This is a genomic window from Rhodococcus sp. MT28 (genome assembly GCF_058792695.1).
Genome location: NZ_JBXAFD010000001.1, coordinates 1,559,297 through 1,581,351 on the forward strand (window position 1 = coordinate 1,559,297; position 22,055 = coordinate 1,581,351).

Annotated in this window: 20 protein-coding genes; 9 read left to right on the forward strand and 11 right to left on the reverse strand. The window is 61.8% G+C overall.

All coding sequences use genetic code 11. The annotated features are described in order from the left end of the window. The first annotated feature begins 64 nt into the window (after window positions 1-64). The 3 genes from AC1Q6C_RS07525 (at window position 65) to AC1Q6C_RS07535 (ending at window position 4,163) form a co-directional block, all read left to right on the forward strand. Window positions 65-955 carry a LysR family transcriptional regulator gene (locus AC1Q6C_RS07525; protein ID WP_003943104.1) on the forward strand — a complete coding sequence of 297 codons (891 nt, stop codon included), beginning with the start codon at window positions 65-67 and terminating at the stop codon, window positions 953-955. A 93-nt stretch (window positions 956-1,048) separates the two neighbouring features. Further along, a complete protein-coding gene (locus AC1Q6C_RS07530) occupies window positions 1,049-2,512 on the forward strand; it encodes a benzaldehyde dehydrogenase (protein ID WP_073513472.1) in 1,464 nt (487 codons plus the stop codon). A 154-nt stretch (window positions 2,513-2,666) separates the two neighbouring features. Then, window positions 2,667-4,163 carry an MFS transporter gene (locus tag AC1Q6C_RS07535; RefSeq protein ID WP_492666477.1) on the forward strand — a complete coding sequence of 499 codons (1,497 nt, stop codon included), beginning with the start codon at window positions 2,667-2,669 and terminating at the stop codon, window positions 4,161-4,163. A 27-nt stretch (window positions 4,164-4,190) separates the two neighbouring features. Here the strand turns inward: AC1Q6C_RS07535 and AC1Q6C_RS07540 are convergent, their stop codons facing one another. Then, window positions 4,191-5,054 carry an SDR family NAD(P)-dependent oxidoreductase gene (locus tag AC1Q6C_RS07540; RefSeq protein WP_492666478.1) on the reverse strand — a complete coding sequence of 288 codons (864 nt, stop codon included), beginning with the start codon at window positions 5,052-5,054 and terminating at the stop codon, window positions 4,191-4,193. Between the two features lie 47 nt (window positions 5,055-5,101). Further along, window positions 5,102-5,989, reverse strand: a complete 888-nt coding sequence (locus AC1Q6C_RS07545) for an SDR family NAD(P)-dependent oxidoreductase (protein ID WP_042921616.1) — start codon at window positions 5,987-5,989, stop codon at window positions 5,102-5,104. Between the two features lie 241 nt (window positions 5,990-6,230). On the opposite strand from AC1Q6C_RS07545, the gene AC1Q6C_RS07550 reads away from it, so the two are divergent. Together AC1Q6C_RS07550 and AC1Q6C_RS07555 are read left to right on the forward strand one after the other, a co-directional pair. Then, a complete protein-coding gene (locus AC1Q6C_RS07550; protein WP_073513467.1) occupies window positions 6,231-6,578 on the forward strand; it encodes a hypothetical protein in 348 nt (115 codons plus the stop codon). Continuing rightward, window positions 6,571-7,221, forward strand: a complete 651-nt coding sequence (locus AC1Q6C_RS07555) for a Dabb family protein (RefSeq protein WP_030536113.1) — start codon at window positions 6,571-6,573, stop codon at window positions 7,219-7,221. Before AC1Q6C_RS07550 ends, AC1Q6C_RS07555 begins: the two co-directional genes overlap by 8 nt. Window positions 7,222-7,226: 5 nt before the next feature. Here AC1Q6C_RS07555 and AC1Q6C_RS07560 read toward each other — a convergent pair whose 3' ends face one another. After that, window positions 7,227-8,153, reverse strand: a complete 927-nt coding sequence (locus AC1Q6C_RS07560; protein WP_007730522.1) for an alpha/beta hydrolase — start codon at window positions 8,151-8,153, stop codon at window positions 7,227-7,229. A gap of 280 nt (window positions 8,154-8,433) precedes the next feature. Between AC1Q6C_RS07560 and AC1Q6C_RS07565 the strand changes: the two genes are divergently transcribed. Beyond that, window positions 8,434-9,156, forward strand: coding sequence for an IclR family transcriptional regulator (locus AC1Q6C_RS07565; RefSeq protein WP_007730520.1), 723 nt, complete (start codon window positions 8,434-8,436; stop codon window positions 9,154-9,156). 108 nt (window positions 9,157-9,264) lie between these two features. Here AC1Q6C_RS07565 and AC1Q6C_RS07570 read toward each other — a convergent pair whose 3' ends face one another. Beyond that, window positions 9,265-9,846 (reverse strand): PadR family transcriptional regulator, encoded by a 582-nt coding sequence (locus tag AC1Q6C_RS07570; RefSeq protein WP_065352790.1) that lies wholly within the window; start codon window positions 9,844-9,846, stop codon window positions 9,265-9,267. A gap of 138 nt (window positions 9,847-9,984) precedes the next feature. After that, window positions 9,985-11,250, reverse strand: coding sequence for a cytochrome P450 (locus tag AC1Q6C_RS07575; protein ID WP_099697170.1), 1,266 nt, complete (start codon window positions 11,248-11,250; stop codon window positions 9,985-9,987). Window positions 11,251-11,618: 368 nt separating this feature from the next. Here AC1Q6C_RS07575 and AC1Q6C_RS07580 point away from each other — a divergent pair, with 368 nt between their 5' ends. Further along, window positions 11,619-12,665: an NADP-dependent oxidoreductase gene (locus AC1Q6C_RS07580; protein WP_136471995.1), complete on the forward strand. Its 1,047-nt coding sequence runs from the start codon at window positions 11,619-11,621 to the stop codon at window positions 12,663-12,665. A 61-nt stretch (window positions 12,666-12,726) separates the two neighbouring features. Here AC1Q6C_RS07580 and AC1Q6C_RS07585 read toward each other — a convergent pair whose 3' ends face one another. Then, window positions 12,727-13,812 (reverse strand): TerC family protein, encoded by a 1,086-nt coding sequence (locus AC1Q6C_RS07585; protein ID WP_003942925.1) that lies wholly within the window; start codon window positions 13,810-13,812, stop codon window positions 12,727-12,729. Between the two features lie 225 nt (window positions 13,813-14,037). Between AC1Q6C_RS07585 and AC1Q6C_RS07590 the strand changes: the two genes are divergently transcribed. Further along, window positions 14,038-14,385, forward strand: a complete 348-nt coding sequence (locus AC1Q6C_RS07590; protein ID WP_030536118.1) for a hypothetical protein — start codon at window positions 14,038-14,040, stop codon at window positions 14,383-14,385. 4 nt (window positions 14,386-14,389) lie between these two features. On the opposite strand, the gene AC1Q6C_RS07595 is transcribed toward AC1Q6C_RS07590, so the two are convergent. Beyond that, entirely contained in the window at window positions 14,390-15,622 is a 1,233-nt protein-coding gene (locus AC1Q6C_RS07595) for a PucR family transcriptional regulator (RefSeq protein ID WP_492666479.1), read from the reverse strand. A 162-nt stretch (window positions 15,623-15,784) separates the two neighbouring features. Here AC1Q6C_RS07595 and AC1Q6C_RS07600 point away from each other — a divergent pair, with 162 nt between their 5' ends. Beyond that, window positions 15,785-16,612 (forward strand): SDR family oxidoreductase, encoded by an 828-nt coding sequence (locus tag AC1Q6C_RS07600; RefSeq protein ID WP_003942902.1) that lies wholly within the window; start codon window positions 15,785-15,787, stop codon window positions 16,610-16,612. On the opposite strand, the gene AC1Q6C_RS07605 is transcribed toward AC1Q6C_RS07600, so the two are convergent. From AC1Q6C_RS07605 to AC1Q6C_RS07620, 4 genes are all read right to left on the reverse strand, one after another. Beyond that, entirely contained in the window at window positions 16,613-17,824 is a 1,212-nt protein-coding gene (locus AC1Q6C_RS07605; protein ID WP_007730515.1) for a PucR family transcriptional regulator, read from the reverse strand. Between the two features lie 37 nt (window positions 17,825-17,861). Next, the gene (scpC, locus tag AC1Q6C_RS07610; RefSeq protein WP_007730514.1) at window positions 17,862-19,415 is read right to left on the reverse strand and encodes a succinyl-CoA:acetate CoA-transferase ScpC; all 1,554 of its coding nucleotides are present in this window, start codon (window positions 19,413-19,415) and stop codon (window positions 17,862-17,864) included. An 82-nt stretch (window positions 19,416-19,497) separates the two neighbouring features. Further along, the gene (locus AC1Q6C_RS07615) at window positions 19,498-21,141 is read right to left on the reverse strand and encodes an AMP-binding protein (RefSeq protein WP_007730513.1); all 1,644 of its coding nucleotides are present in this window, start codon (window positions 21,139-21,141) and stop codon (window positions 19,498-19,500) included. 14 nt (window positions 21,142-21,155) lie between these two features. Further along, complete coding sequence (locus AC1Q6C_RS07620) at window positions 21,156-22,034, reverse strand: crotonase/enoyl-CoA hydratase family protein (RefSeq protein WP_223304467.1); 879 nt, start codon at window positions 22,032-22,034, stop codon at window positions 21,156-21,158. Window positions 22,035-22,055 lie beyond the last annotated feature (21 nt).

A 22,055-nucleotide genomic window follows, 5' to 3' on the forward strand; every position in this document is an offset into this window, starting at 1 on the left:
GGGTCCAGCTAGCTGGAGTATTCGCAAGACTGTTATCTCGATTGCTCATAAGTAAGCTGTCCTCATGGACTTCCGCCAACTCAAGTACTTCCTCGTCGTGAGCGAGGAACTGAGCTTCAGTCGCGCTGCCGAGCGCTGCTTCATCTCGCAGTCGGCGATCAGCCATCAGGTCGCCCGACTGGAGAAGGAGCTTGGCGCGACACTCTTCGAACGCTCGACCCGAGCCGTTCGCCTTGCCCCGGCAGGATCGCGACTCGTGCCCATCGCGCAGCAAGTCCTCAGCCTCGAAACGATGGCCTACTCCGTCGCACGCGACCCACGAGCCCGTATCCGGATCACCGGAAACATGAGCTTCGCCGCTCAGACGCTGGACGCCATCGCACACGTGCGCGAACTTCATCCGGACCTGGACGTCGAGTTCGTCATCAAGAGTTTTGCCCACCGCATGGACGCCGTGGCCTCCGGCGACGCCGACATCGCGCTGATTCGCGGCGGCGTCGACCGCCCCGGACTCGAACCCTTGGACCTCGGCGTCGAAGATCTGCTGGTCGTCATGTCGAGCCGGCACCCCCTGGCCGGCCAACAAAGCGTCGACCTCAATGATCTGGCCGCATACCCCCTGCTCCTGCCGCCGCGCCAAAGCCAGGTGCTCATTCACAAGGTGGTCGAGGACGCGTTCCGCGAGATAGATCGACGCGTCCAACTGGGCCCTGCAATTCCGAGCGATCACACAGCCACGCTGGACGTGATCACCAACCCGCGCGCCTGGACCCTCCTGTATTCGATCACCGCAGGCGAATCTCCACGCGCCGGCATCAGCTTCATGCGAGAATCGCACGGCCGCTTGCGAATTCCCGTCTCGGGAGTGACCCGCAGCGGCGCCACCCACTCGACCGAGTTCGCCGATCTGATCCAAGCGCTCAAGGACGCCATGAATCCGTCTTTCACTGAGTGAAAGTGCGATGGCGATCGACTCCCCTCACGGAGCAACGTGGTGCACAACCATGTGATGCGGCGCGCGGTTGCATCCCTTTACCGAGGAGCGGCCATGACGCGTTTGCTGAGCGAACCTGTGTGGGAATCGAAGATCTTCGACGGTGAATGGGTTCGCGGTAGCGCCGACGATCGTATTGTCGTCGAACCGGCCACCGGCAAGCAGTTGACGACGGTCGGCATGGCAACACCAGACGACGTGGCAGCCGCTGCAACAAAAGCTAGTGCCGCTCAGAAGGATTGGGCAGCAAGGCCGTACACCGAACGAGCCGCCGTTCTACGCCGCGCCGGTCAACTGTTCGAGCAGTACGCCGACGAAATCGGCGAATGGGTAATCCGCGAGGCCGGCAGCATTCCCGCCAAAGCCGGACTGGAAACCCACACCGCTGCCGAAGAGTGCTACAACGCAGCAGCTTTGGCCGCACACCCCATCGGCGAGGTGCTGCGCTCGGAGCAACCGCGGCTGAGCTTCTCTCGTCGCGTCCCCGTCGGCACCGTCGGCGTCATCGCACCGTTCAACTTCCCGATCATTCTGTCGATCCGTGCAGTCGCTCCCGCACTGGCACTGGGCAATTCGGTGATCCTCAAGCCTGATCCGCGCACGGCGATCTGTGGCGGTGTGGTTCTTGCCCGCATCTTCGAAGAAGCCGGTTTGCCTGCCGGAGTGTTCGGCATGCTGCCGGGTGGCGCTGACGCCGGTGAGGCAATCGTGGTTCATCCGAGCGTTCGCGTCATCGCATTCACCGGGTCGACCCGGGCAGGACGCGCTGTCGGTGAACTGGCGGGCCGCCATCTCAAACGAGCACACCTCGAGCTCGGGGGAAACAACGCACTGATCGTCATGGACGACGTCAACCTCGAAAAGGCCGCATCTGTAGGCGCTTTCGGATCCTTCATGCACCAGGGGCAGATCTGCATGACCACCGGCCGCCAGCTCGTCCACGAAAGCATCGCCGCCGACTACACCGCACTCCTTGCCGAACGCGCCGACAAGCTTCCGGTAGGCGACCCGTTCACCGGTCAGGTCGCACTCGGACCCATCATCGACGCCAAACAACGCGACCACATCCACTCCCTGGTCACCGGAAGCATCGCGGCCGGAGCAAAACTGGCAGCCGGTGGCACCTACGAGGATCTCTTCTACCGGCCCACCGTGCTGGCCGACACCCCACTCACCGCGCCGGCATTCGCCGACGAAGTCTTCGGGCCAGTCGCACCGGTCACCTCCTTCGCCACCGTCGAACAGGCCGTCGCCATGGCCAACGATTCCGAGTACGGACTGTCACTGGGCATTCTGACCTCCGACGCCATGCGAGGGCTCGAGCTCGCCCAACAAATCCCCACCGGCCTCGTACACATCAACGATCAGACCGTCGGCGACGAAGCAGTCATCCCGTTCGGCGGTATGGCGTCTTCGGGTAACGGTGGCCGCGTCGGCGGTATCGGCGCAAACCTCGACGCCTTCACCGAAACGCAGTGGGTGACTGCGCAGAGCGCACTCCCGGTCTACCCCTTCTAGTCCGGAACACGCCGAGTTGGTCCTGAATACACCGAGCTGGCCCCAGGGGCTCACTGACCAGCATTGACGGGATCGATCTCGCGGACTTACCATCCAGAGAAAATTACTTCGGCACATTAAGCAATTTCTCTTGTAATTCCCGAGAAGGACCCACTTGACGAATTCAGTGACGACCGAAAGCGCTGCGCAGCCAACGGTCCACGACACCCCGGATGTATCCGTCGTAACATCGCCGCGCCGCGAGGCCGTCATCATCGGGGCGCTCAGCCTGGCCGCGATGATCGTCTCGATGATGCAGACACTGCCCGTCCCGATTTTGGGGCGTATTCAGTCCGATCTGGGCGCATCCGCGGCCGGCATCAGTTGGGTGACGACGGCGACGTTGCTGTCGGCCGCCGTTTTCACTCCCCTGTTGGGCCGCTACGGCGATCAGCACGGCAAGAAGCGCACGCTGGTCGGCGTTCTGGTCGTCATGGTCATCGGTTCGATCGTCGCCGCACTGGCACACAATCTGCCACTTCTCATCCTCGGACGCGTCCTCCAGGGGACCGCCACCGCCATCTTCCCGCTGGCTCTGTCGGTCCTGCGCGAAGAGGTCCGCCCACACAAGCTTCCCGGCGCGATGGCATTGGTCAGCGGAACTCTCGCATTCGGCAGCGGGCTCGCCCTCGTAGCCACCGGACTTCTCACATCGGCTCCGGATGCCGACTACCGCAACGCCTTCTGGATGGCCACCGGGTTCGCGTTGCTTGCCCTCGTCGCCGTCATCACGCTGGTTCCGGCAACCAAGCACAAGAGCGGCGGGCGCGTCGACGTCATCGGCGCGCTGAGCCTGGGCGCTGCACTCCTTCTGCTCCTGTTGTCGATTTCGCAAGGCCACCAATGGGGTTGGTTCTCACCCGTGACCATCGGTGTTTTCCTGGGCTCGATCGTGATGTTCGCAGTCTGGGTCTGGATCGAGAAGATCGTCGACGAACCACTGGTCGACATGCGAATGTTCGTCCACCGGCCCGTGATGATGGCGAATCTGGCGGGGGTCATGCTGGGCTTCGGAATGTTCGCCAACTTCCTGGGCATCTCCTATCTCGTGCAGCTTCCCCACGCCCTCACGGGATACGGATTCGACGCCAGCATTCTGCGTGCGTCGGTGGAATTCCTGCTGCCGGGTGCGATTGCCTCGCTGATCGCAGCACCGATCGGTGGGCGGCTCATCAGAGTGCGTGGGCCACGCTTCGTCCTGGGACTCACCGCCGTCTGTGGTGCGGTGCCGTTCGCCTGGCTCGCGTACGACCACACGCACACCGCGTCGGTCATCGGTGCCGGCATCGTGATCGGCGCCGCCGTGAGCCTGGGCTACGCGGCCATGCCCGCGATCATCATGTCGAGCGTTCCGCGACACCAGAGTGGAATAGCCAACGGCATCAACTCGATCTCCCGTTCCACCGGCAGCGCCATGGGCAGTGCAGTGGTGACTACGATTCTCGCCTCGATGACCATCGCGAACCTGCCAGAGGGCGTATCCGCTCTGCCCAGCGAATCCGCCTTCACCGTCACCTTCGTCACTGCCGCCGTAGCTTTCGCTCTGGTCGGCCTGGTGGGTTGGTCAGGCCTCCCCAAGAGTGCGCCGACGTCTGTCAACGGCAGCGCGTGAACAGGCCTGCTCCGAACAGCTCCGCATTCACGAGATGCCCATGCGTGTGAGCATTGTGCGAGGATCGGCGGGAGGTAGCAGGTCTCGAAGCTGAGCGGCTCGGCGGTCGGTGAACTGCCGACACGCGTCGTCGTCGGAGAACACCCAGAAGTCCCCACGCGCTATTGCTTCGGTCATGTGCTCGGCGGCATCGAGCGGGTCGAGTCCGGATTCGACGTTCGCCTGTTGCATTGCATCGAAGACAGCGTTTGCCGTGACGTTCGTAGTCGGCGCGTCACGCTGGGCCGCACGAAAGATCTCACTCCGGATCGAGTGTGGAACAACAGCACTGACCTGAATCAGAGAGTCGACCAACGACAGATCTTGGTGCAAGCTCTCGGTCATCGCCAGCACCGCGAACTTACTGACGATGTACGGTCCTTGCACCGCGGCGCTGTTGATCCCGCCGACAGAAGACAGATTGGCCACACACGCCCGCTTACCCACCTTCAACATCAATGGCACGAAAGCACGAAGGCAATAGAAGACGCCGTCGACGTTGATCTCCATCAACCGTCTCCACCGCGCACCACTGACTTCCCACAGCAACCCGGCCGTCTCCACTCCGGCATTGTTGACCAGCAACTCGACGCTGCCGTGACGATCGAACACATTGTCCGCCATCCTCTTCACGGCATCTGCATCCGCTACGTCCACTCCATGGACGTCAGCTCTCCCACCGGCCGCGCGAATGTCCTCGGCGACGAGCGACGCACGCTCCTCGTCGATGTCGGCAACTACCACCGTCATTCCCAGCCGCGCAAGGTGTCGGGCGAACCCTGCACCGATACCGGCCCCCGCACCGGTCACGACGGCCGTGCCGGTACCGAACCGGCGTTCAGCGTGGGACATCTCCACTCCTCGGGTTGTGTCGCCGAAACTATTGCTCGACAAAGACTTCAGATTCCTTCGGGCAGAATGTTGGGATTGCACCACGTCGGTGGCTCACGTCTGGGCATCAGCCCTTGCCCGTCGAGCGCCTTCACGACCAGATCCTGATACCAGGGAAAATGAAGACTGAACGCTACAAGGCCGGTCCGCTCGGCCGCGGGAAGAGAACACATGGCCAGTACCGTCTCGGCAAGATACTCGACGGGCTCGGTTTCGTATCCATCCGGAATGAGTGCGTCGGCGCCGGGAGTCGAGATCGCAGTGGAAGGCCCCACCGAGTTGACCGCGATATTGTCGTCCAGCACCTCCGCGGCGAGGCCCTGTGTGAACCTGTGCAGTGCTGCCTTCATCGACGCGTAAATCACGTCACCCGACGTCTTGTTGTAGTCGCGGAAGGGCCTGATCGGATTCAGTCCCGTCGAGGAACCGATGTTCACGATCCAGCCTGCGCCGCGCTCTCGCATGTAGGGGATGGCTGCCTTCGACAGGGCGAACGGCGCGCGAATGTAGTGGTCGAGGGTCCGATCGAACGTCGCCAGCGACATCTTCTCGATCGGCGCGTAGTCGGCAAACCCGGCATTGTTCACGAGGATGTCGATACCTCCGGTCCGCGAGACGACCTTCTCGATCAATCCGTCGCGAGCCTCGGAATCCTCGAGATCGGCCGGAATGGCAAGTGCACGACCGTGTTGCGACTCGATCATCTCGACGGTCTCGGACAACGTACCGCCGATGACGACATTACTGTCGGCACGGACTGCCGCCGTAGGCCGAGTCGACCGTGCGGTGACGACCACGGTTGCCCCCTCTGCCGCCAGTCGCCTGGCGATCGCCCTGCCGATGCCTCGACTGCTCCCGGTCACCAGCGCGGTCTTCCCTACCAGCGAGTGATTCAACTGCTCCTCCAAGGCTCTTCCACTTCACGACATCGAACACATGACGTATGTGTTCGACCTGAGTTCGACTGCATTTCACGCAATCGTTGTCCGCCATGTTGCATCATCCGATTCTGTTGCACAGCAACGATTCCCGCCTGACGGGAGGTGTCGAAATGCCGGGCACATGACCAAATCCGCTATCTCCCGCTGTGTGAGATCGAAAGCATCACAACGGGTTAGGGGAAAGTAATCTTCACCAATGGCAGATGAAACGCTCTACGTGATCGATCGGATAGTCACGAAACCGGGATGCGGTCGACAGTTCGTCGACGCGCTACTCGACCAGTATTTGCCGACTGCACAGCGTCGCGGCATGACACTCGCCGACGTACTCGTCAGCCCTCCGTTGTGGTGCGATCAAGACCCGAACACCTTGACCGTCACCTGGACGGTCGACGGCACGGCCGGCTGGTGGTCGATGACGCGCCAGGGCCGCAGAGACTCCACCCTCAGGCAGTGGTGGGATGCAATGGCTCCGCTCATAATCGAACGGAGTCGCTCCATGGCCGCCGCAGCAAAGGACATCGAAGGACTGAGCAATGTATAACGTGACAAGAGTCGTGCACGCCGCCAACGGGGCGGGCGCCGACGAGTGGACCGCTGCAGTGAAGAACATTGCCGCAGTTGCCGAATCGTCGAACGCGCTGCGTCGTCTCGTCTGTACGACACTTCCCGGCGTCATCAACGGCGGAGATCTGATCGTCCATCTTCAGTTCGAAGACGAGATGGCTTGGCAGACAGCCCGAGATGCGGTCGACGACAGCCTGCGCTGCGCCGCCGTCGACCACTTCCACGGTGCCGAGTACTCGTCCGGGACCACGGGACGTTCCGGCGCCGAAGCCGCCGGTCAGGTGTACCGAGCGCTGTTCATCCGGGTATCCCCCAGCACACCCCAGGACGTACTCGAGGAATTCGAACGGGATCTGCTCAGGATGCCTACCCATATCTCGTCGATCTGCGCCTGGCGTCTCAGCCGAGTCGACGCAGCGATCGGGCACACACCATGGACTCATGTCTGGGAGCAGGAGTTCACCGACCTCGGCTCACTGCAGACCCAGTACCTCGATCATCCGATTCACTGGGCAGTGGTGGACCGGTGGTTCGACCCCGAATGTCCCGAGGCCGTGGTCCACGACAGAATCTGTCACACGTTCGGCAATCTCACCGAGAGACTCCTGACAGTGAAGTGATCTGCCTACTCGCTACCGAGCGCCTCGCGCGTCATCGCCCAAAGCTTCTGTCGCGCAGGCTCGGTCAGTGACAAAGACGGGATAGTGAGGAAGCCGTGGAACAATCCTTCGAAGCGATGATGGCGCACCGAAACGCCAGCCGTCGCGAGCATCTGCGCATACGCGTCACCTGACGAACACGGCGGATCGAGTTCGGCTGTCACGACGACAGCAGACGGAAGACCGGCGAGCGTCTCCGCACGCGTAGGAATCACACGGGCGTCGTCGCGACCTTCAGGCGCGTACTGCTGCCAGTACCATTCCATCGCTGCGGTGGTGTTGTAGTGACCCGTGCCGTAGAGCCGATACGACTCGGTTTCGAAGTCGTCGTCGATCACGGGGTAGATGAGAACCTGAAGGGCAATTTCCGGACCACCCCGATCCCGAGCGGCAATAGCCACAGTCGCCGCGAGGTTCCCTCCCGCACTGTCGCCCACAAGTGCGATTTTACCTGCGTCGGAACCGTATTCGGCAGCATGCTCGCTGGCCCACGCCACCGCGGCGTAGACGTCGTCGTGGGCTGCCGGTGCCGGATGCTCCGGCGCCAACCGATAGTCGACGGCAACCACTACTGCGCCGACTCCCTGCGCCATCGATCGACAGAATTCGTCGTGACTGTCCAGATCGCAGAACACGAAACCGCCCCCGTGAGCGAAGACCACGAGAGGAACGTCGTTCGAGGTTCCATGCGGACGAAAGACGCGAATTGCCAGATCTCCACCGGGACCGTCGATTACGTGATTCTCGACTGAAAGCATGTCGGGAAGACCCGTCAGCGGCGCACGTCGGTTCCGAATCAGAGTTCGTAGCTCCGACGGCGGGACACTGGTGACATCCGGGAATCCAGCGTTGAGGGTTGCAAGCATCGTGGTGACTTCCGCTTGAATCGTCATATCGTCTCCTGGTCTCTCAGCCCGGCGGGTGGCGCTACGTCTGCGCCGGCATCCGCGTTTGTCCACTTGGCGTGTGATCACGTCAACGTAGATCGCCCACCACCAAGCAAGGAACCCGCTCTCCCGATCAGTGGTCCGTTTCCGCCGACGAGCACCGGAGGCGTCCGATCCACAGGGTGGCCTTCTTCACAAAGCAGAAAAAACATGTCATCATTCCTAATCGAAATAGCCTTGTCCAGGGCAGTTGTCCAACTTGACTACGGGATAGCAGAGGGAACACATGTCGCTCCAGCTCGAAGTCGATCCCGCAACGCCGAACGCCTTCCTCGACCGAGTCTCTCTGCTACTGGATGCGTTCGGCGGTCGAGATCGTCTCACCCTCGCCGAGATTGTCCGACGAACCGGGCTTCCAAGGTCTTCAGCCCACCGCATACTCGACCATCTGGTCCAACTTCGGTGGCTGCACCGCAGCGGCCGCGATTACACGCTCGGGCTGCGGCTCGTGGAACTCGGCTCGTTGGCCGTGTACCAGGACAGACTTCACTCAGCTGCGCATCCGCACCTGTACGAATTGCACCGGCGTACCGGACTGATCGTCGAGATGACGATTCTCGACGGCTCAAATGTCGTGTGCCGCGCCCACATGGCAGGTCGTTTCGCCAGCATGATTCCGAATCGGATCGGTTTCAGCACGCGCGCAGACGGAACTCTCGTCGGCAGGGTCCTCCACACCTTCAACAACGAGCGAGGAGAGGCGGCCGACGAGGTCCGAAAAACCGGCGTGGGATACGGCCGTGACACGCCGATCGACGGATTCGGCACGATCGCCACTCCGATCGGCCCGATCGGCGTCGCGACCTCCGCGCTGTCGATCTGCGGACCGCTCCGACAAATGCCGCTCGACGAGCGGAACTCGCCTCTCACCGGGCTTCTTCGGGAAACAGCCGCTTCCCTGTGGCGAAATGCGGGCGTCCGGACCACCGAAAGCATGCGAGCTCAGTAGGCACGAAGACTAGGCACGAAGACTGGGCACGAAGACTGGGCACGAAAACCTCGACAGCACAATTCTATTGGCGTGGGGCAGAATCTGGAGAGTTGTACCTCCGCACGCTCAGATCAACTTCCAACTACCGGCATTGACGGGCTGCGGCAAGCCGAGAGAGTTGGCGTCGCCTTGCGCGAATCGAGCGGCGGCCTCATCGATGTCATCGAGCAACTGAGCGGCGAGGTCGATCTCCATCTGAAAATGGCGGCCTATCCATCGCAGACTCATCTCGGTAAATGCCCAGGCGGGTTCATTCTCCGAGTTATCGGCGTGTTCGATTGCCTTGAGCTTCTTTGCCTCGAGGTTGTCGATGTGATCGAGCACTATCGACTTGAGCTGATCGGGGTCGTTGAGGTGGCCGACCCACAGTCTCAACATCACTCCATGTTTGAGAACGGGGGTTTCGATCTCCGATCGGCGTGACCATGATCTGAGAGCCTCGATACCGGATTCGGTTATCGTGAACACTCGTCGACGACGCCCACCCGATTCCGAAACCTCCCGCGAACTGACGAATCCCAGCGTTTCCAGCTTTTTGAGCTCGGTATAGACCTGGCTCACCGACGGGCTCCAGTAATAGAACCCGATGCTCCAGTCGGCCCAGCTTTTCAGATCGCTGCCACTTAGTTCTTCTCCGAATGTGAGCATTCCCAGCACTGCCCAACTTGTCGCGGGCAATGCCGGGTAACACGCAGTTGCGGGATCAGGCACCGGCCCAGACTAACAAGACGTCGACCATCTGACACCGACTTGCCCACCGAGTGGTCTGTTCACGAATTCGTGCAATCAGAAAAGGTTCAATCGCAGTTCGGAGACACCGCGGATAAAGGCCGTGCCACCCCACGTCACTCCACCGTCGACGAGCTCGGTCTTCGGCGCTTTGTCGATCAACGCATTCAGGATGGTCTTGATCTCCAGCCGGGCCAACCACGCACCGAGGCAAGCGTGCGCACCGTGACCGAACGTGATGTGGTCCCGGACATTTGACCTCGACCAGTCCAATCTGTCCGCGTTCGGACCGAATCGAGTTTCATCGCGGTTTGCCGACGCCAGCCACGTCACAATGTGATTTCCGGCCGGAATCACCGCATCTCTCACCGCGTAATCCTCGGGAGCAATGCGAATCATCAACTGCGCCGTCGGCTCATAGCGCAGGACTTCTTCTACCGCGTGATCGAGCAGTGCCCTGTCGTCGACGAGTCGTTCCCACTGATCACGATGGCCCATAAGTGCATTCATGGTGAGACCGACCTGATTGACTGTGGTGTCCAGTCCGGCGATGACCAAAGTCTGCACGGTAGCGGCAACTTGATCCGGCCCGATTATCTCGCCTTCGTCGCCGGCGGAGATGAAGTCCGACAGGATGTCGTCGCCAAGATTGTTGCGCTTCCAAGCGATAACGTCCTGAAGGTGTGCCGAGAAATCACGCTGAGCGGAAATGTAGTCGCTGGTCTGCTCGGCAGTCAGAAACGGATCGAGTAGGTTGAGTCCCTTACGGGTCCACTCGAACATCGTATCGGTGTCGGCAGGTACGGGGATACCGAAAATTTCGCAGACAAGGCGAATCGGTAGCGGATGAGCAACTTCCGTCACCAGCTCGATCTCGGAGCCCCGTCCATGATCGGCAAGCAACTCGTCGACGATTTCCTTCGCCCGCGCGTCGTAACGCTTGATTGCCCTGGGCGTGAACGGGCGCGCCAGTAGCTTGCGCAATGCCAGATGGTCCGGCGGATCCAGCTTCGACAACGATGGGCGCAACAAGTAGGCGTCGCTGCCACCGGCCGCCTTGATCCGCATATTGCGCGGCGCCTCGAGTGCATACTGTTCCGACGAACTCAGCGACTTGTCCGCCAGTGCGCGTTTCACGTCGTCGTAGGCGAAAAGCATGTATACGCCATTCGAATGCTGTTGTACCGGAGCAACTTCTCGCGCAATCGCGTACCGCGCGTACGGATCGGACAGGAAGCCTGGCTCCGTTGGATCGACCAATCCCGTTCTGAGCCAATCCGTTGTGTCATGAACCGCACGCTCCGAACCCACCGGCGAAGTCATAGTCAACCTCTCGTCCTCGACAAAATCACTCACACAAGATCTGGCAGATCATTGACGCCCTCGTAAGAATCCACAGCCGAATACCACTGGTGACGAGCGTCAGCGCTGCGCTGAACTGAACTGCGCAGAGCTTCACAGTCGGACTACGAGGCAACCAACAAACCGCCCGCTGTATGGGAAATGAAGTCGCGCTCCGGACGTCGGGTTGCCACATTCTCACTGAGCGGGCGGGAAGGTGCGCTCCTTGCTGCTCGAGGACAGAATTCCCAGACGTCTTCGCCGTGAATCAGTAAGGCGGCGAGATCAATTCCGGGCAATCGTCCCGAGAAGTGATGCGAACCGGTGTCGAAGCAGATTGGAAATTGCGCATGACCGAATATGTGAACCGCGCTGTGCGAGTCGTTCGAGCTCCCCGCGGCTTGCCTGTCGTAGAAGATTTTCGGATCGACGAGGTTCCGATCCGGCCGCCCGCGGACGGCGAAGTTCTGTTCCGCGCCCACTATCTTTCGATCGATCCGGCGATACGAAGACGCCTACCGTCCACCAGCTCTGCCCCCGGGCCGTTGGGAGCTGTTGCCGGTATCGGCGACGTCGTCTTGGCTGGAGTAGTGCCTGCGCACTCCGGTTTGGACGGCATCGCAGTCGGCGAAGTGATTTCTTCGCGGCATCCTGACTTTGCGGCAGGTGATTTGGTTCGAGGCGGAACGCACTGGCAGATTTATCACACAATCAAAGGCGCTGCCCTGGACCGCATACCGAGGGAGAATCGAGCTTCCTTAGGAGATGAACTCGGAATTCTAGGACAGCCAGGATTTGTCGCACACTGCGGAATGCGGTTGGTCGCCGACGTCCGAGAGCGAGACACAGTCGTGGTTTCGGCGGCCGGCGGAGCAGTCGGCATGGTTGCAGGCCAAATCGCGAAGCTGGCGGGCGCCCGGGTGATCGGAATCGCCGGGGGTGAGAAGACCGAATACGTTGTGGAGGAATTGGGGTTCGACGCCTGCATAGATAGGAAGACGGCGAACATCGGCGAGCAGTTGGACGAATTGTGTCCGAAGGGCGTCGACGTCTATTTCGACAACGTCGGAGGCTCGATCACGCGAGCGGTTTTCGATCGCATGGCCGATTTCGGAAGGGTCGTCGTGTGCGGAATGATCAGCGAATACAACCAGGATGAAAGCGAAGTCGGGCCTCCCCTACGCCCTGTACTACGCAAACGTCTACGCATCGAAGGGTTCGTCTGCTACGACCACTACGACCGGTACCCGGAGTACCGGGCGTGGGCGTCCGCTCGAATCGCCGAAGGTGGACTGCGCTACCGCAACGATGTCACCGAGGGCATCGAAAATGCCCCAGCGGCCTTGATCGGGCAGCTTTCGGGGCACAACCGGGGGAAGCAGTTGGTGATGATTTGACAAAGGGAGACCACACGTCGTTGTGTGGTCTCCCTTTTCGATTCGTTCAGCCGATCAGGCGTCAGCCTCTGGGCCGAGCATCTACCTTGTCGTCATCGTCGTCGCGCTCGCCGGTTGCGAGCTGGACGCCGGATTTCTCGATGCTGCCGTCAGCACCTGACTTCTCGAGGTCGATCGGTGCATCACCGGTCGCAACCTCTTCGGCCTCAGGCTCTTCCGGTAGCGGCTTCTTGAGACTCAGGATGATCGAGCCTGCCAACACCACGATGATCACCGCGAGGCTGACCAGTGAGGGAATCTCGGGGATCGACGTGCTGATCACCTTGTGGCTGGCCTGCATGATCAGCTTCACGCCGATGAAGGCGAGGATGATCGACAGACCCTTGGACAGGTAGTGGAACTTCTCGAGCAGGCCCGAGAGCAGGAAGTACAGGGCACGCAGACCCAAGATCGCAAACGCGTTGCTGGAGTACACGATGAATGGATCGTCACTCACTGCCAGCACTGCCGGGACACTGTCGACTGCGAACACGAGGTCGGCAGCTTCGATGGCGACGACGACGGCGAACAGTGGTGTTGCGACGCGCTTTCCGGCTTCCTTGACGAAGAACTTGGTTCCTGCGTATTCCTCACGGACCGGCATGATCTTGCGCAGCAAGCGAACCGCCAGCGAGGTTCCCGGATCGAAGTTCTCGTCGTCGTCCTTGAGCAGCTTGTAGGCGCTGTAGAGCAGGATGGCGGCGAAGACGAACAGAACGGCCGTGAACTTGCTGACCACGGCAACGCCAGCGGCGAGGAAGATACCGCGGAAGATCAGGGCGCCGATGACACCGAAGAACAACACGCGGTGCTGGTATTCACGGGGCACCTTGAAGTAACCGAAGATCAGGGCGAACACGAAGAGGTTGTCGACGGAGAGGCTCTTCTCCAACAGCCAGGCCGTGGTGAATTCGACGCCCGAGTTCACCCCCAAGGTCAGGGTGACGACCACCGCGAATACGAGAGACAAACCGACCCAGAGTGCACTCCACCAGGCCGCTTCCTTGAAGCCGATGACGTGCGCGCCGCGGTGGGCGAGCAGGTCGATGAGCAACATGACGACGATGACTGCGGCGAACGCGGCCCACGCCCACATGGGAACGTTCATCGCTGACCACCTACCCGAATGGCACTGATGACTGCGGTCACGGGGAGCTCCTTCACTGGGTTCGGACGGCCGTCTCGCCGTCTTCTCCAGTGTTCCTTGCCGACTTCTATCCATCCCGGTCGAAATATCGACGACTTTCACACCTGAAGTTGCCGAAACCATGCAATCTGAGGGTGTTGCGTCCGAAACCGCCGCTGGACGGCATCTTGTTCTAGCCTGGCAAGCATGAGCACCTCGTTGTACTACTCCGCCGTCCGCACCACACCGCTGACCGACGACGAGAAGGCCGAAGTCGACCGACTCATCGCCGTCCACAACGACGAATTTCCGTTCGACTACGAGGTCCTGGACCTCTATCCGTCGGATATCCCCGACACTCTGCTCAACGGTTCGACAAAGATCTCGAGCGACCCGACCGAGGTAATCCCTTCGCTCGTCTACTGGTTCAACGCTCTGACCGAACTCCGGCGAGCGGTGCCCGACGCAGACTGGGACGTTTCACTCGACGACACCCCCGCCGATTGGGATGACAGCTCCGGCTATTCGCTCCCCGGGCTCGACGACATGCAGTAGCGAGTCACGGGTTCGCCAGGAGGGCGGCTCCGTAGCTCTCCAGCGCGATGAGCGCCAACTCTGTTGGCAGCCGACGCTGGTCCACGCTGCGGTCTAACAGCTTTTCGGCCTGATCGAGTCGATACCGCACGGTGTTCTTGTGCAGACCGAGCGCCACGGCGGTAGCGGCTGCAGTGCAATTGTTCTCGTAATAGACCCGAACGGTGTCACGGATACGCGTCGTGACACCGTCCGCGCCGGCGAGTCCTTTCAATTCCCGGGCCACCAACGCACGCAGTTCGTCCAGATCTTCGGTGAGCAGACAGGGAACCTGAACATCTTCGTAGACGGTGACCCCCGGCGAACCCGTCGAACGGACCGCGATGCGCTGCGCGGCGAGAGCCTCGCGGTGACTGCGCGCGAATCCTTCCATTCCGTAACCGCTGGCCCCCACCGCGACACGAAGATCCGAATTCCGAGCACGATCGAGCGCCGCCCACTCATGGCCGTCGAAATGCGCGACCCACGACCACACCTCGCGCGCCCCCGAAGGCAGCGTCAGCACGCGCTCGGCGTTCGACTCGTCCACAAAGGAACGCGCATACGAGTCCAATCGGGCCAATACGTCGGCGGCCGGATCGGTGTCGTCCGTCCAGAGAACAAACGCAGTGTGGTGGCGCCGCATCGGGTAGTCGAGAATCTGCGACACCTCATCGGAGTGAAGTGCTTCGCCTGCGACAATCGCGTGCACCGTCTCGGACCGACGCGCAAAAGCGCCGCGCGCCAAGCTCTCACGCTCCTTCGCATACGTTGCCACCAACAATTCGGTGGTCACTTCCAGCCATCTCATCGCCGAACCCCACACTCGGACCAGAAGTGCGCGCTTGAGTTCCGGACCGATCGGGAGTGCTTCTATCGACTCGTCGACGAAGCCCAGCATCGCGAGGCGTCCGGCACCGTAGATCTTGAGCAGGACTCGAAGATCCATACCGCGCCTGGCGACGGTGAGTGCAAGCGCAACCGACTCCGGCGGCGGCGTGACCTCCTGGGAACCGCCCGCGATCGCGGCCACGATGACGCGAAGCTGCGCCGCAGTGCTCGCATCCACATCGCGTCGTAGCTCCCGATCACCCGCCACTTCAGGATTGGCCACCGCAATGGCGTCGTCGATGCGTTGAACGAAACCGTCGATCACCTCCGGCTGGAGATAGATGGGCGCGAGATTTGCAATCCAGCCGTCCAACTCCGATGTGTCCATGGCGCCTCCCCGACTTGTCACCCTGATTGTGACTTAGTCACAAATCTATCGTCTCACTTCGGCCAAGAAGCCCTAGCAACCCGGTTTCGACTGGTCCACAATCACATCCCTGCAGATTCATCTCACTGCAACCAACCCCTATCTTTGGAGACGCTGGAGTAAATGAACAAACCTTTCGACGGTCAGGTAGTGGTCATCACCGGCGGCGCCCGGGGCATCGGATACGCCACCGCGAAGCGGCTGATCAGCCTGGGTGCGACGGTCGCGATCGGCGACATCGACGAAGCCACTCTCGCGCGAGCAGCCAAGGATTTGGGCATCCGCACGTTCGGGCGCCTCGACGTCACCGACCCCGCCTCGTTCTTCGACTTCCTCGACACCGTCGAAGGTGAACTCGGCCCGATCGACGTGCTGGTCAACAATGCGGGCATCATGCCTGTCGGACGGATCGTCGACGAGGACGACTCCGTGACCAGACGCATCATCGAGATCGACGTCCTCGGCGTGATCACGGGAACCAAGCTCGCATTGCGACGGATGCTTCCGCGCGGACGTGGACACGTCATCAACATCGCTTCGCTTGCAGGCGAACTCCCGTGCCCCGGTTTGTCGACGTACTGCGGCGCCAAGCATGCGGTGTTGGGCTTCACCGATTCTGTCCGCAAGGAAGTTCGTGGCACCGGAGTTCACATCTCGTCCGTGCTGCCGACGCTCACCAACACCCAACTCACCTCGGGCACTTCGGGAATGAAGGGATTCCGAGAGGTTCAGCCGGAGGAAATCGCCGAAGCCGTCGTCGGCTTGATCACCAAACCGCGCCCACGCGTACGCATTACGCGGGTGTCCGGGCTGCTCGTGCAGGCACAGGGCTTCTTCCCCCGGCGGCCGTACGAGGCATTGAGCCGACTGTTCGGCGTCGAGACGCAGTTTCTCGGCGACGTCGACACCGCGGCACGTGCTGCCTACGAAGAACGCGCCCGCGCAAGCTGATCAGGTCAGCTCGGTGGCCGGCCAGTCGAGCAGCTTCGCACCCAGTACGGCAGCGTGGAGCGCGAAGCTGTCGTTGGGATCGTTGACGTTCTGACCGGTGAGTTCACGGATGCGGTCCAACCGGTACGTCACGGCGCGGACGGACAAATGCAGGTCTCGGGCGGTCTTAGCCGTATTGCCGCCGGCGGAAAAGTACGCGAGCAGCGTGTCGATCATCGGTCCAGCGCCACCACGCGCCTCGAGCAGCGGTGTGAGAAGGGTGTGGATCAGGTCGGTGACCGCCGGTCTGTCGTTGACCAGAACCCGGTAGACCAGCAGGTCACGAGCATCGATGATCGGTGCGGTCAACGACAGGCGCTGCGCCAGGTCCAGTGCGTCCAGCGCCTCCCGGTACGACGCCACCACGCCCGAAGCGGTGGTTCGAGGGCGCCCGACAGCGATCTGCCACGTGCCGTCCAAAGGACGCCGCTGCAACTGCACTCGCCCGTCGTCATCGGTCCCCGGCCCGAGAGCCGACCGAATCCCTGCCAGCACGTGGTCGACGGCATCGCGATCCGGCGCCGCGAAAACGACCACCAGTTTGCCGCTCTTGCTGGCGACCAACGCATCGGCGTCACCCTTGCTACCCAGAACGGCACGTTCGACGGCGCGCACCAAAGGGTTGTCGTCGGTGAACTCACGGGCGGCGGTCACTACCGCCACGGCATGCGGACCACTGAGGTGGAGACCGAATCCTGAAGCGCGATCCAACAATCCGACGACGTCAGCGCCGCCGGTCAACAAGTCGTCGACGAACTCGCGGCGTGCCGATACCTGCGAGCGGACCAGAGAACGTCTGGCCAACTGAAACCCTTCGGCCAGTTCGGCGACGGCATCGTCGACGGCACGCAGCATCACTTCGCCGGCCGCGACGACGGCATTCGGATCCGATTGTGCCGCAATAACAGCAGGCAGTTCACGCCACAGACGCCAGGCCGAGGAGAGATACAGATCGAGCAGGGCTCGCAAGGCGACACCCTGCTGCGCTGCTTCTTCCCCGCGAGCGCGGAAGCGGTGCAGCTGGCGACGCTGCAGCGGTTTCCCTTCACAGACAGCGTCGCTGAGCACGTCCAGGAAATCACCCAGCAGTTCGACGGGTAGGCCACCGGCGTCATCGGCCCCCGCCGCGGCAACCCGGCGTATGGCGTCGTCAGGTACCCCGGTTCGGCTCACCCTCGCATTCTCTCACTGCCGGCAGCATTGCCTGGCGTCACGAAAGGCGCATCGAACCCGTGTCGATGTACCGCTGATGGAACGAGAATGCCTCGCCCAGGATGTGCGGCGTCTGCCCCGCACCCGGTTGAGCGTCGGCGCGAGCGATGTAATCGTGGAGCAGTGGCCGGAACTCCGGGTGAGCACACTTGTCGACGATCAGGCGCGCGCGTCGCCGCGGCGACAGACCGCGCAGATCCGCCAACCCCTGCTCGGTCACCAACACCTGAGTGTCGTGCTCGGTGTGGTCGACGTGCGGAACCATCGGCACGATCGCCGAGATCTCACCGCCGCGGGCCGTCGACGGGCTCAGGAACATGGACACGTAGCCGTTGCGGGCGAAGTCCCCCGAGCCGCCGATTCCGTTCATGATCTTCGTCCCCATGACGTGCGTCGAGTTCACGTTGCCGTAGATGTCGGCCTCGAGCATGCCGTTCATGGCGATGATTCCGAGCCTGCGCACCACCTCCGGGTGGTTGCTGATCTCCTGCGGACGGAGAGTGATGTGGTGGCGGTAGAAGTCGATGTTCGCGGTCAGTTCTTCGATGCCCTCTTCGGTGAGCGCCAAAGCCGTCGAAGACGCATGCGCGACCGTTCCGTCCTTGATCAGCTTCAGCATCCCGTCCTGGATGACCTCGGAGTAGCAGGTCAGGCCGCGATACGGCCCCCGATCGAGCCCTCCAAGCACCGCGTTGGCGACATTGCCGATGCCCGCCTGCAGCGGAAGCAACGTATCGGCCGGCATCCGTCCGGCGCGCACCTCGAAGTCGAAGAATTCCAGGACGTGGCCGGCGATCGCCTCACTGACGGCGTCGGGTGCAGTGAGAGGGCTCGCGCTGTCACGGCAGTTGGTCTCGACAACGGCCACAACCTTCGTGGGATCCACTCGGAACGTGGTCTGGCCGATCCGGTCCTCGACACGAATGATCTCGAGCGGCTTGCGATGCGGCGGCAGCGCGGTGCCGTAATAGACGTCGTGAATACCTTCCATCGCCTCGGGCACCCACGAGTTGACTTCGAGGATGACCCTGTCGGCGACGTCCAGCCAGGTCTTGTTGTTGCCAATCGACGCGGAGGGAATCAACTCCCCTGATTCGGTGATACCGGCGACCTCGACCACCGCGACGTCTACGTTGCCGTAGTAGCCCTCCCACACCTGCTGAGCCACGTGGGAGAGATGGATGTCCACGTAGTCCATACGACCGTCGTTGATCCGGCGACGTGCGGTGGCCTCGGACTGATACGGCATGCGCAGCGCGATTCCGTCGACCTCCGCGAGCAGCCTTTCGGTCTCGGTGGACACAGAAGCGCCGGTCAGGAGATTGATCGTGAAGTTCGATCCGTTGCCGCGGGTCCGGTGAATGCGCTCGGCCAGGGCCGGAATGACAACCTTGGGTGTACCGGCGCTTGCGAAACCGCTGATCGCGACGGTGTCGCCCGGGTTGATGAACTTCACGGCGTCGGACGCGGACATCACCTTCGACGCAAACGCTGTGGCGCGAATGCGGTTGGAGGTGGCGTTGTGCCCGGTCTCACCGAAGGTTGAACTCACGGCACCAGGATAAACAGGGCACGTCGAAGCGATTTACGGGGATAACCCAGACAGAATCGCTCCGACGTGCTATGAGCACCGATCAGTTGACGACGCCGTACACGCCTTCGCCGACCAGGCTCGCAATTCGATATTTCTGGATCTTGCCCGACCCTGTCAGTGGGAACGCCTCCGCGCTGAACCACTCCTTGGGCGCCTTGTGGCGCGCCAGTCGCTCGGTGCAGAACTCGACCAGTTCAGCGGCGGTCGGTTGGTCGGACTCGTCCTTCCAGCGGATGACGGCGACAACTCGCTCACCCCACACCTCGTCGGGCACACCCACGACCGCCACGTCGAGAATCTTCGGATGTGTGAAGATCACGGACTCGACCTCACGCGGATAGATGTTCTCACCGCCGCGGATGATCATGTCCTTGAGGCGGCCGGTAACCCGGACGTATCCACGTTCGTCCATCGTCCCCAAATCGCCGGTATGCAACCAACCGTCCTTGTCCACGGTGTCGGCCGAAGCCTCCGGATTACGGAAGTACTCGGTCATGACGAGGTACCCGCGCGCGCAGATCTCGCCTTGTTCGCCGAGCGGCACGCTGTCCCCGGTCACGACGTCGGAGATCTTCACCTCGACCTGCGGCAACGCGAGTCCGACCGTCTCCGACTTGTCTTCGTGGGTGTCGGCCGGGCTGGTCTGTGTGATGACGGGGCTGGCCTCGGTTTGTCCGTAGACGATGCTGAACCCCGCCCCGAAGGCCGACTCCACCGTGCTGACGAGTTCGGGCGGGACCGACGACCCGCCGGATACGACCACCGAACAGGCCGAGAAGTCGCGGCTCGCGAAGCTGGCGTCGTTGATCATCGCGATCAGCATCGTCGGCACTCCACTGATCACGTCAGCGTGAAAGCGTTCCGCCGCATCGAGAACCGCAGTCGGATCGAAGTACTGGATCAGGCCGATGGACATTCTTCGCTGCGCGGCGCCGAGAACCAGGATGCCGCACCCGGCGGTGTGGAACAGCGGCATGGCCGACACAACCGAACCCCGCTCAGGGAATCGGCCTCTCCGACTCACGAAATCGGCATTGTTGACCAATCCTCGGTGATGCAACAGAGCACCTTTGGGAACCCCGGTGGTTCCCGACGTGTACTGGATCTGCGCATTGTCGTCAGGCGAGACTTCGGGCAGAGCGCCCCGCTCGCCCGCCCAACCTCGAACCTGGCGATCCCACTCCTCGAAGTTGACTGCGAGAACTTCTTCTCCCGAAATCGAAATCGCCTCGGATGCAACCGCTGCCATATCGCCACCGCGGAACTTTCCGGTGTGGAAGAGCCCCCGAGACTGGGACTGCGACAGGACGTACGCGAGTTCCTCCGCACCCAACGCCGGATTGGCGGTCACCAGAACCATCCCGGCGAGCGCGGCGCCGTATTGCAGAATCATCCATTCCGGAACGTTCGGAGCCCAGACAGTGATCCGATCTCCACAGTCGAACCGAGACAAGAGGTAGTGCGCACACCCCTCTGCTTCGTCGAGAAGCTCCGCGAAGGTCCACGTGCGATCGGTTTCAGCCGCCCCGGAAAGCGAATGCGATTGCGTCGGAACCACTTCTCTGATTGCAATCAGATTCGGCGAGTCCGCGGCGCACTCTCGCAGCAGCCCACCCACCGTTTGCTCCTCTATCGGGTCAGACACGTCAGCGGGGAAGTACGACGTTTCGAGAACACTGCTCATCTCACATCCACTTTCTATCGAGGAGGGGTGTCGGACGCGGGGAGCGGCCCGCCTCCGTCTGGAATCTTGCGTCCGGAATCGCGGTACTGAACCGCGGCATGGAATCCGTCGCGCTCGGCAAAATCCTTGAACCAGCGCCCCTCCGGGGAGTGACGCGTAATTCCGTCGAACAGGGTTGCCAGTACCTGGGTGCCTTGCAATCCCATGTTGTCGTACGCCTGGTTGATCATCATCTTCTGCATGGCCAACTGATTGAGCGGAACACCGGCGATGCGATCCGCCAACGCTTCCACCGCCGAGTCCAATTCGTCGGCCGGCACCGCTTCGAGCGCCAATCCCCAGTCAGCCGCAGTGACACCGTCAATGGTGTCTCCCGTCAACAGCATTCGCTTGGCACGCTGGGCTCCGAGCCGGTACACCCACATCGCCGTCGTCGGGCAACCCCACACACGCGCAGGCGGGTATCCGATGCGAGCGTCGTCGGCCATGATCAGCATGTCGCAGGACAGCGCGATGTCACTCCCACCGGCAATCGCATATCCCTGAACCTTGCAGATCGTCGGCTTGAGCGATCGCCAGAGCGTAAAGAAGTCGTCGGTGTTCTGCTTCATCCCGCGAAAGTCCTTGATGGGGTCCCAGACCGGGCCCTGGTTCCACTTTCCGTCAAGGTCGCCTTCGGCAAACTTCTTGAGGTCGTACCCGGCACAAAACGCCTTGCCCGCACCTTGCAAGACGATCACACGGACCTCGTCGTCGTCATTGGCTGCTGCCACCGCGTTTCGAATGTCCGACGGCATCCGGTCGTCGATCGCGTTGAGCCGATCGGGACGGTTGAGCGTGATATACGCTTTACCACCGGACGTCTCGTACTTCAGGGTCGCAAAATCCGTCATCATCGGTCCTGTCGACAGAGC

What these genes read in the sequence shown, in the direction of transcription:
- AC1Q6C_RS07525 (WP_003943104.1), top strand. Translation starts at nt 65, where the DNA reads ATGGACTTCCGCCAACTCAAGTACTTCCTCGTCGTGAGCGAGGAACTG.
- AC1Q6C_RS07530 (WP_073513472.1), top strand. Translation starts at nt 1,049, where the DNA reads ATGACGCGTTTGCTGAGCGAACCTGTGTGGGAATCGAAGATCTTCGAC.
- AC1Q6C_RS07540 (WP_492666478.1), bottom strand. Translation starts at nt 5,054, where the DNA reads ATGTCCCACGCTGAACGCCGGTTCGGTACCGGCACGGCCGTCGTGACC.
- AC1Q6C_RS07550 (WP_073513467.1), top strand. Translation starts at nt 6,231, where the DNA reads ATGGCAGATGAAACGCTCTACGTGATCGATCGGATAGTCACGAAACCG.
- AC1Q6C_RS07555 (WP_030536113.1), top strand. Translation starts at nt 6,571, where the DNA reads ATGTATAACGTGACAAGAGTCGTGCACGCCGCCAACGGGGCGGGCGCC.
- AC1Q6C_RS07560 (WP_007730522.1), bottom strand. Translation starts at nt 8,153, where the DNA reads ATGACGATTCAAGCGGAAGTCACCACGATGCTTGCAACCCTCAACGCT.
- AC1Q6C_RS07565 (WP_007730520.1), top strand. Translation starts at nt 8,434, where the DNA reads ATGTCGCTCCAGCTCGAAGTCGATCCCGCAACGCCGAACGCCTTCCTC.
- AC1Q6C_RS07570 (WP_065352790.1), bottom strand. Translation starts at nt 9,846, where the DNA reads ATGCTCACATTCGGAGAAGAACTAAGTGGCAGCGATCTGAAAAGCTGG.
- AC1Q6C_RS07575 (WP_099697170.1), bottom strand. Translation starts at nt 11,250, where the DNA reads ATGACTTCGCCGGTGGGTTCGGAGCGTGCGGTTCATGACACAACGGAT.
- AC1Q6C_RS07580 (WP_136471995.1), top strand. Translation starts at nt 11,619, where the DNA reads ATGACCGAATATGTGAACCGCGCTGTGCGAGTCGTTCGAGCTCCCCGC.
- AC1Q6C_RS07585 (WP_003942925.1), bottom strand. Translation starts at nt 13,812, where the DNA reads ATGAACGTTCCCATGTGGGCGTGGGCCGCGTTCGCCGCAGTCATCGTC.
- AC1Q6C_RS07590 (WP_030536118.1), top strand. Translation starts at nt 14,038, where the DNA reads ATGAGCACCTCGTTGTACTACTCCGCCGTCCGCACCACACCGCTGACC.
- AC1Q6C_RS07595 (WP_492666479.1), bottom strand. Translation starts at nt 15,622, where the DNA reads ATGGACACATCGGAGTTGGACGGCTGGATTGCAAATCTCGCGCCCATC.
- AC1Q6C_RS07600 (WP_003942902.1), top strand. Translation starts at nt 15,785, where the DNA reads ATGAACAAACCTTTCGACGGTCAGGTAGTGGTCATCACCGGCGGCGCC.
- AC1Q6C_RS07615 (WP_007730513.1), bottom strand. Translation starts at nt 21,141, where the DNA reads ATGAGCAGTGTTCTCGAAACGTCGTACTTCCCCGCTGACGTGTCTGAC.
- AC1Q6C_RS07620 (WP_223304467.1), bottom strand. Translation starts at nt 22,034, where the DNA reads ATGACGGATTTTGCGACCCTGAAGTACGAGACGTCCGGTGGTAAAGCG.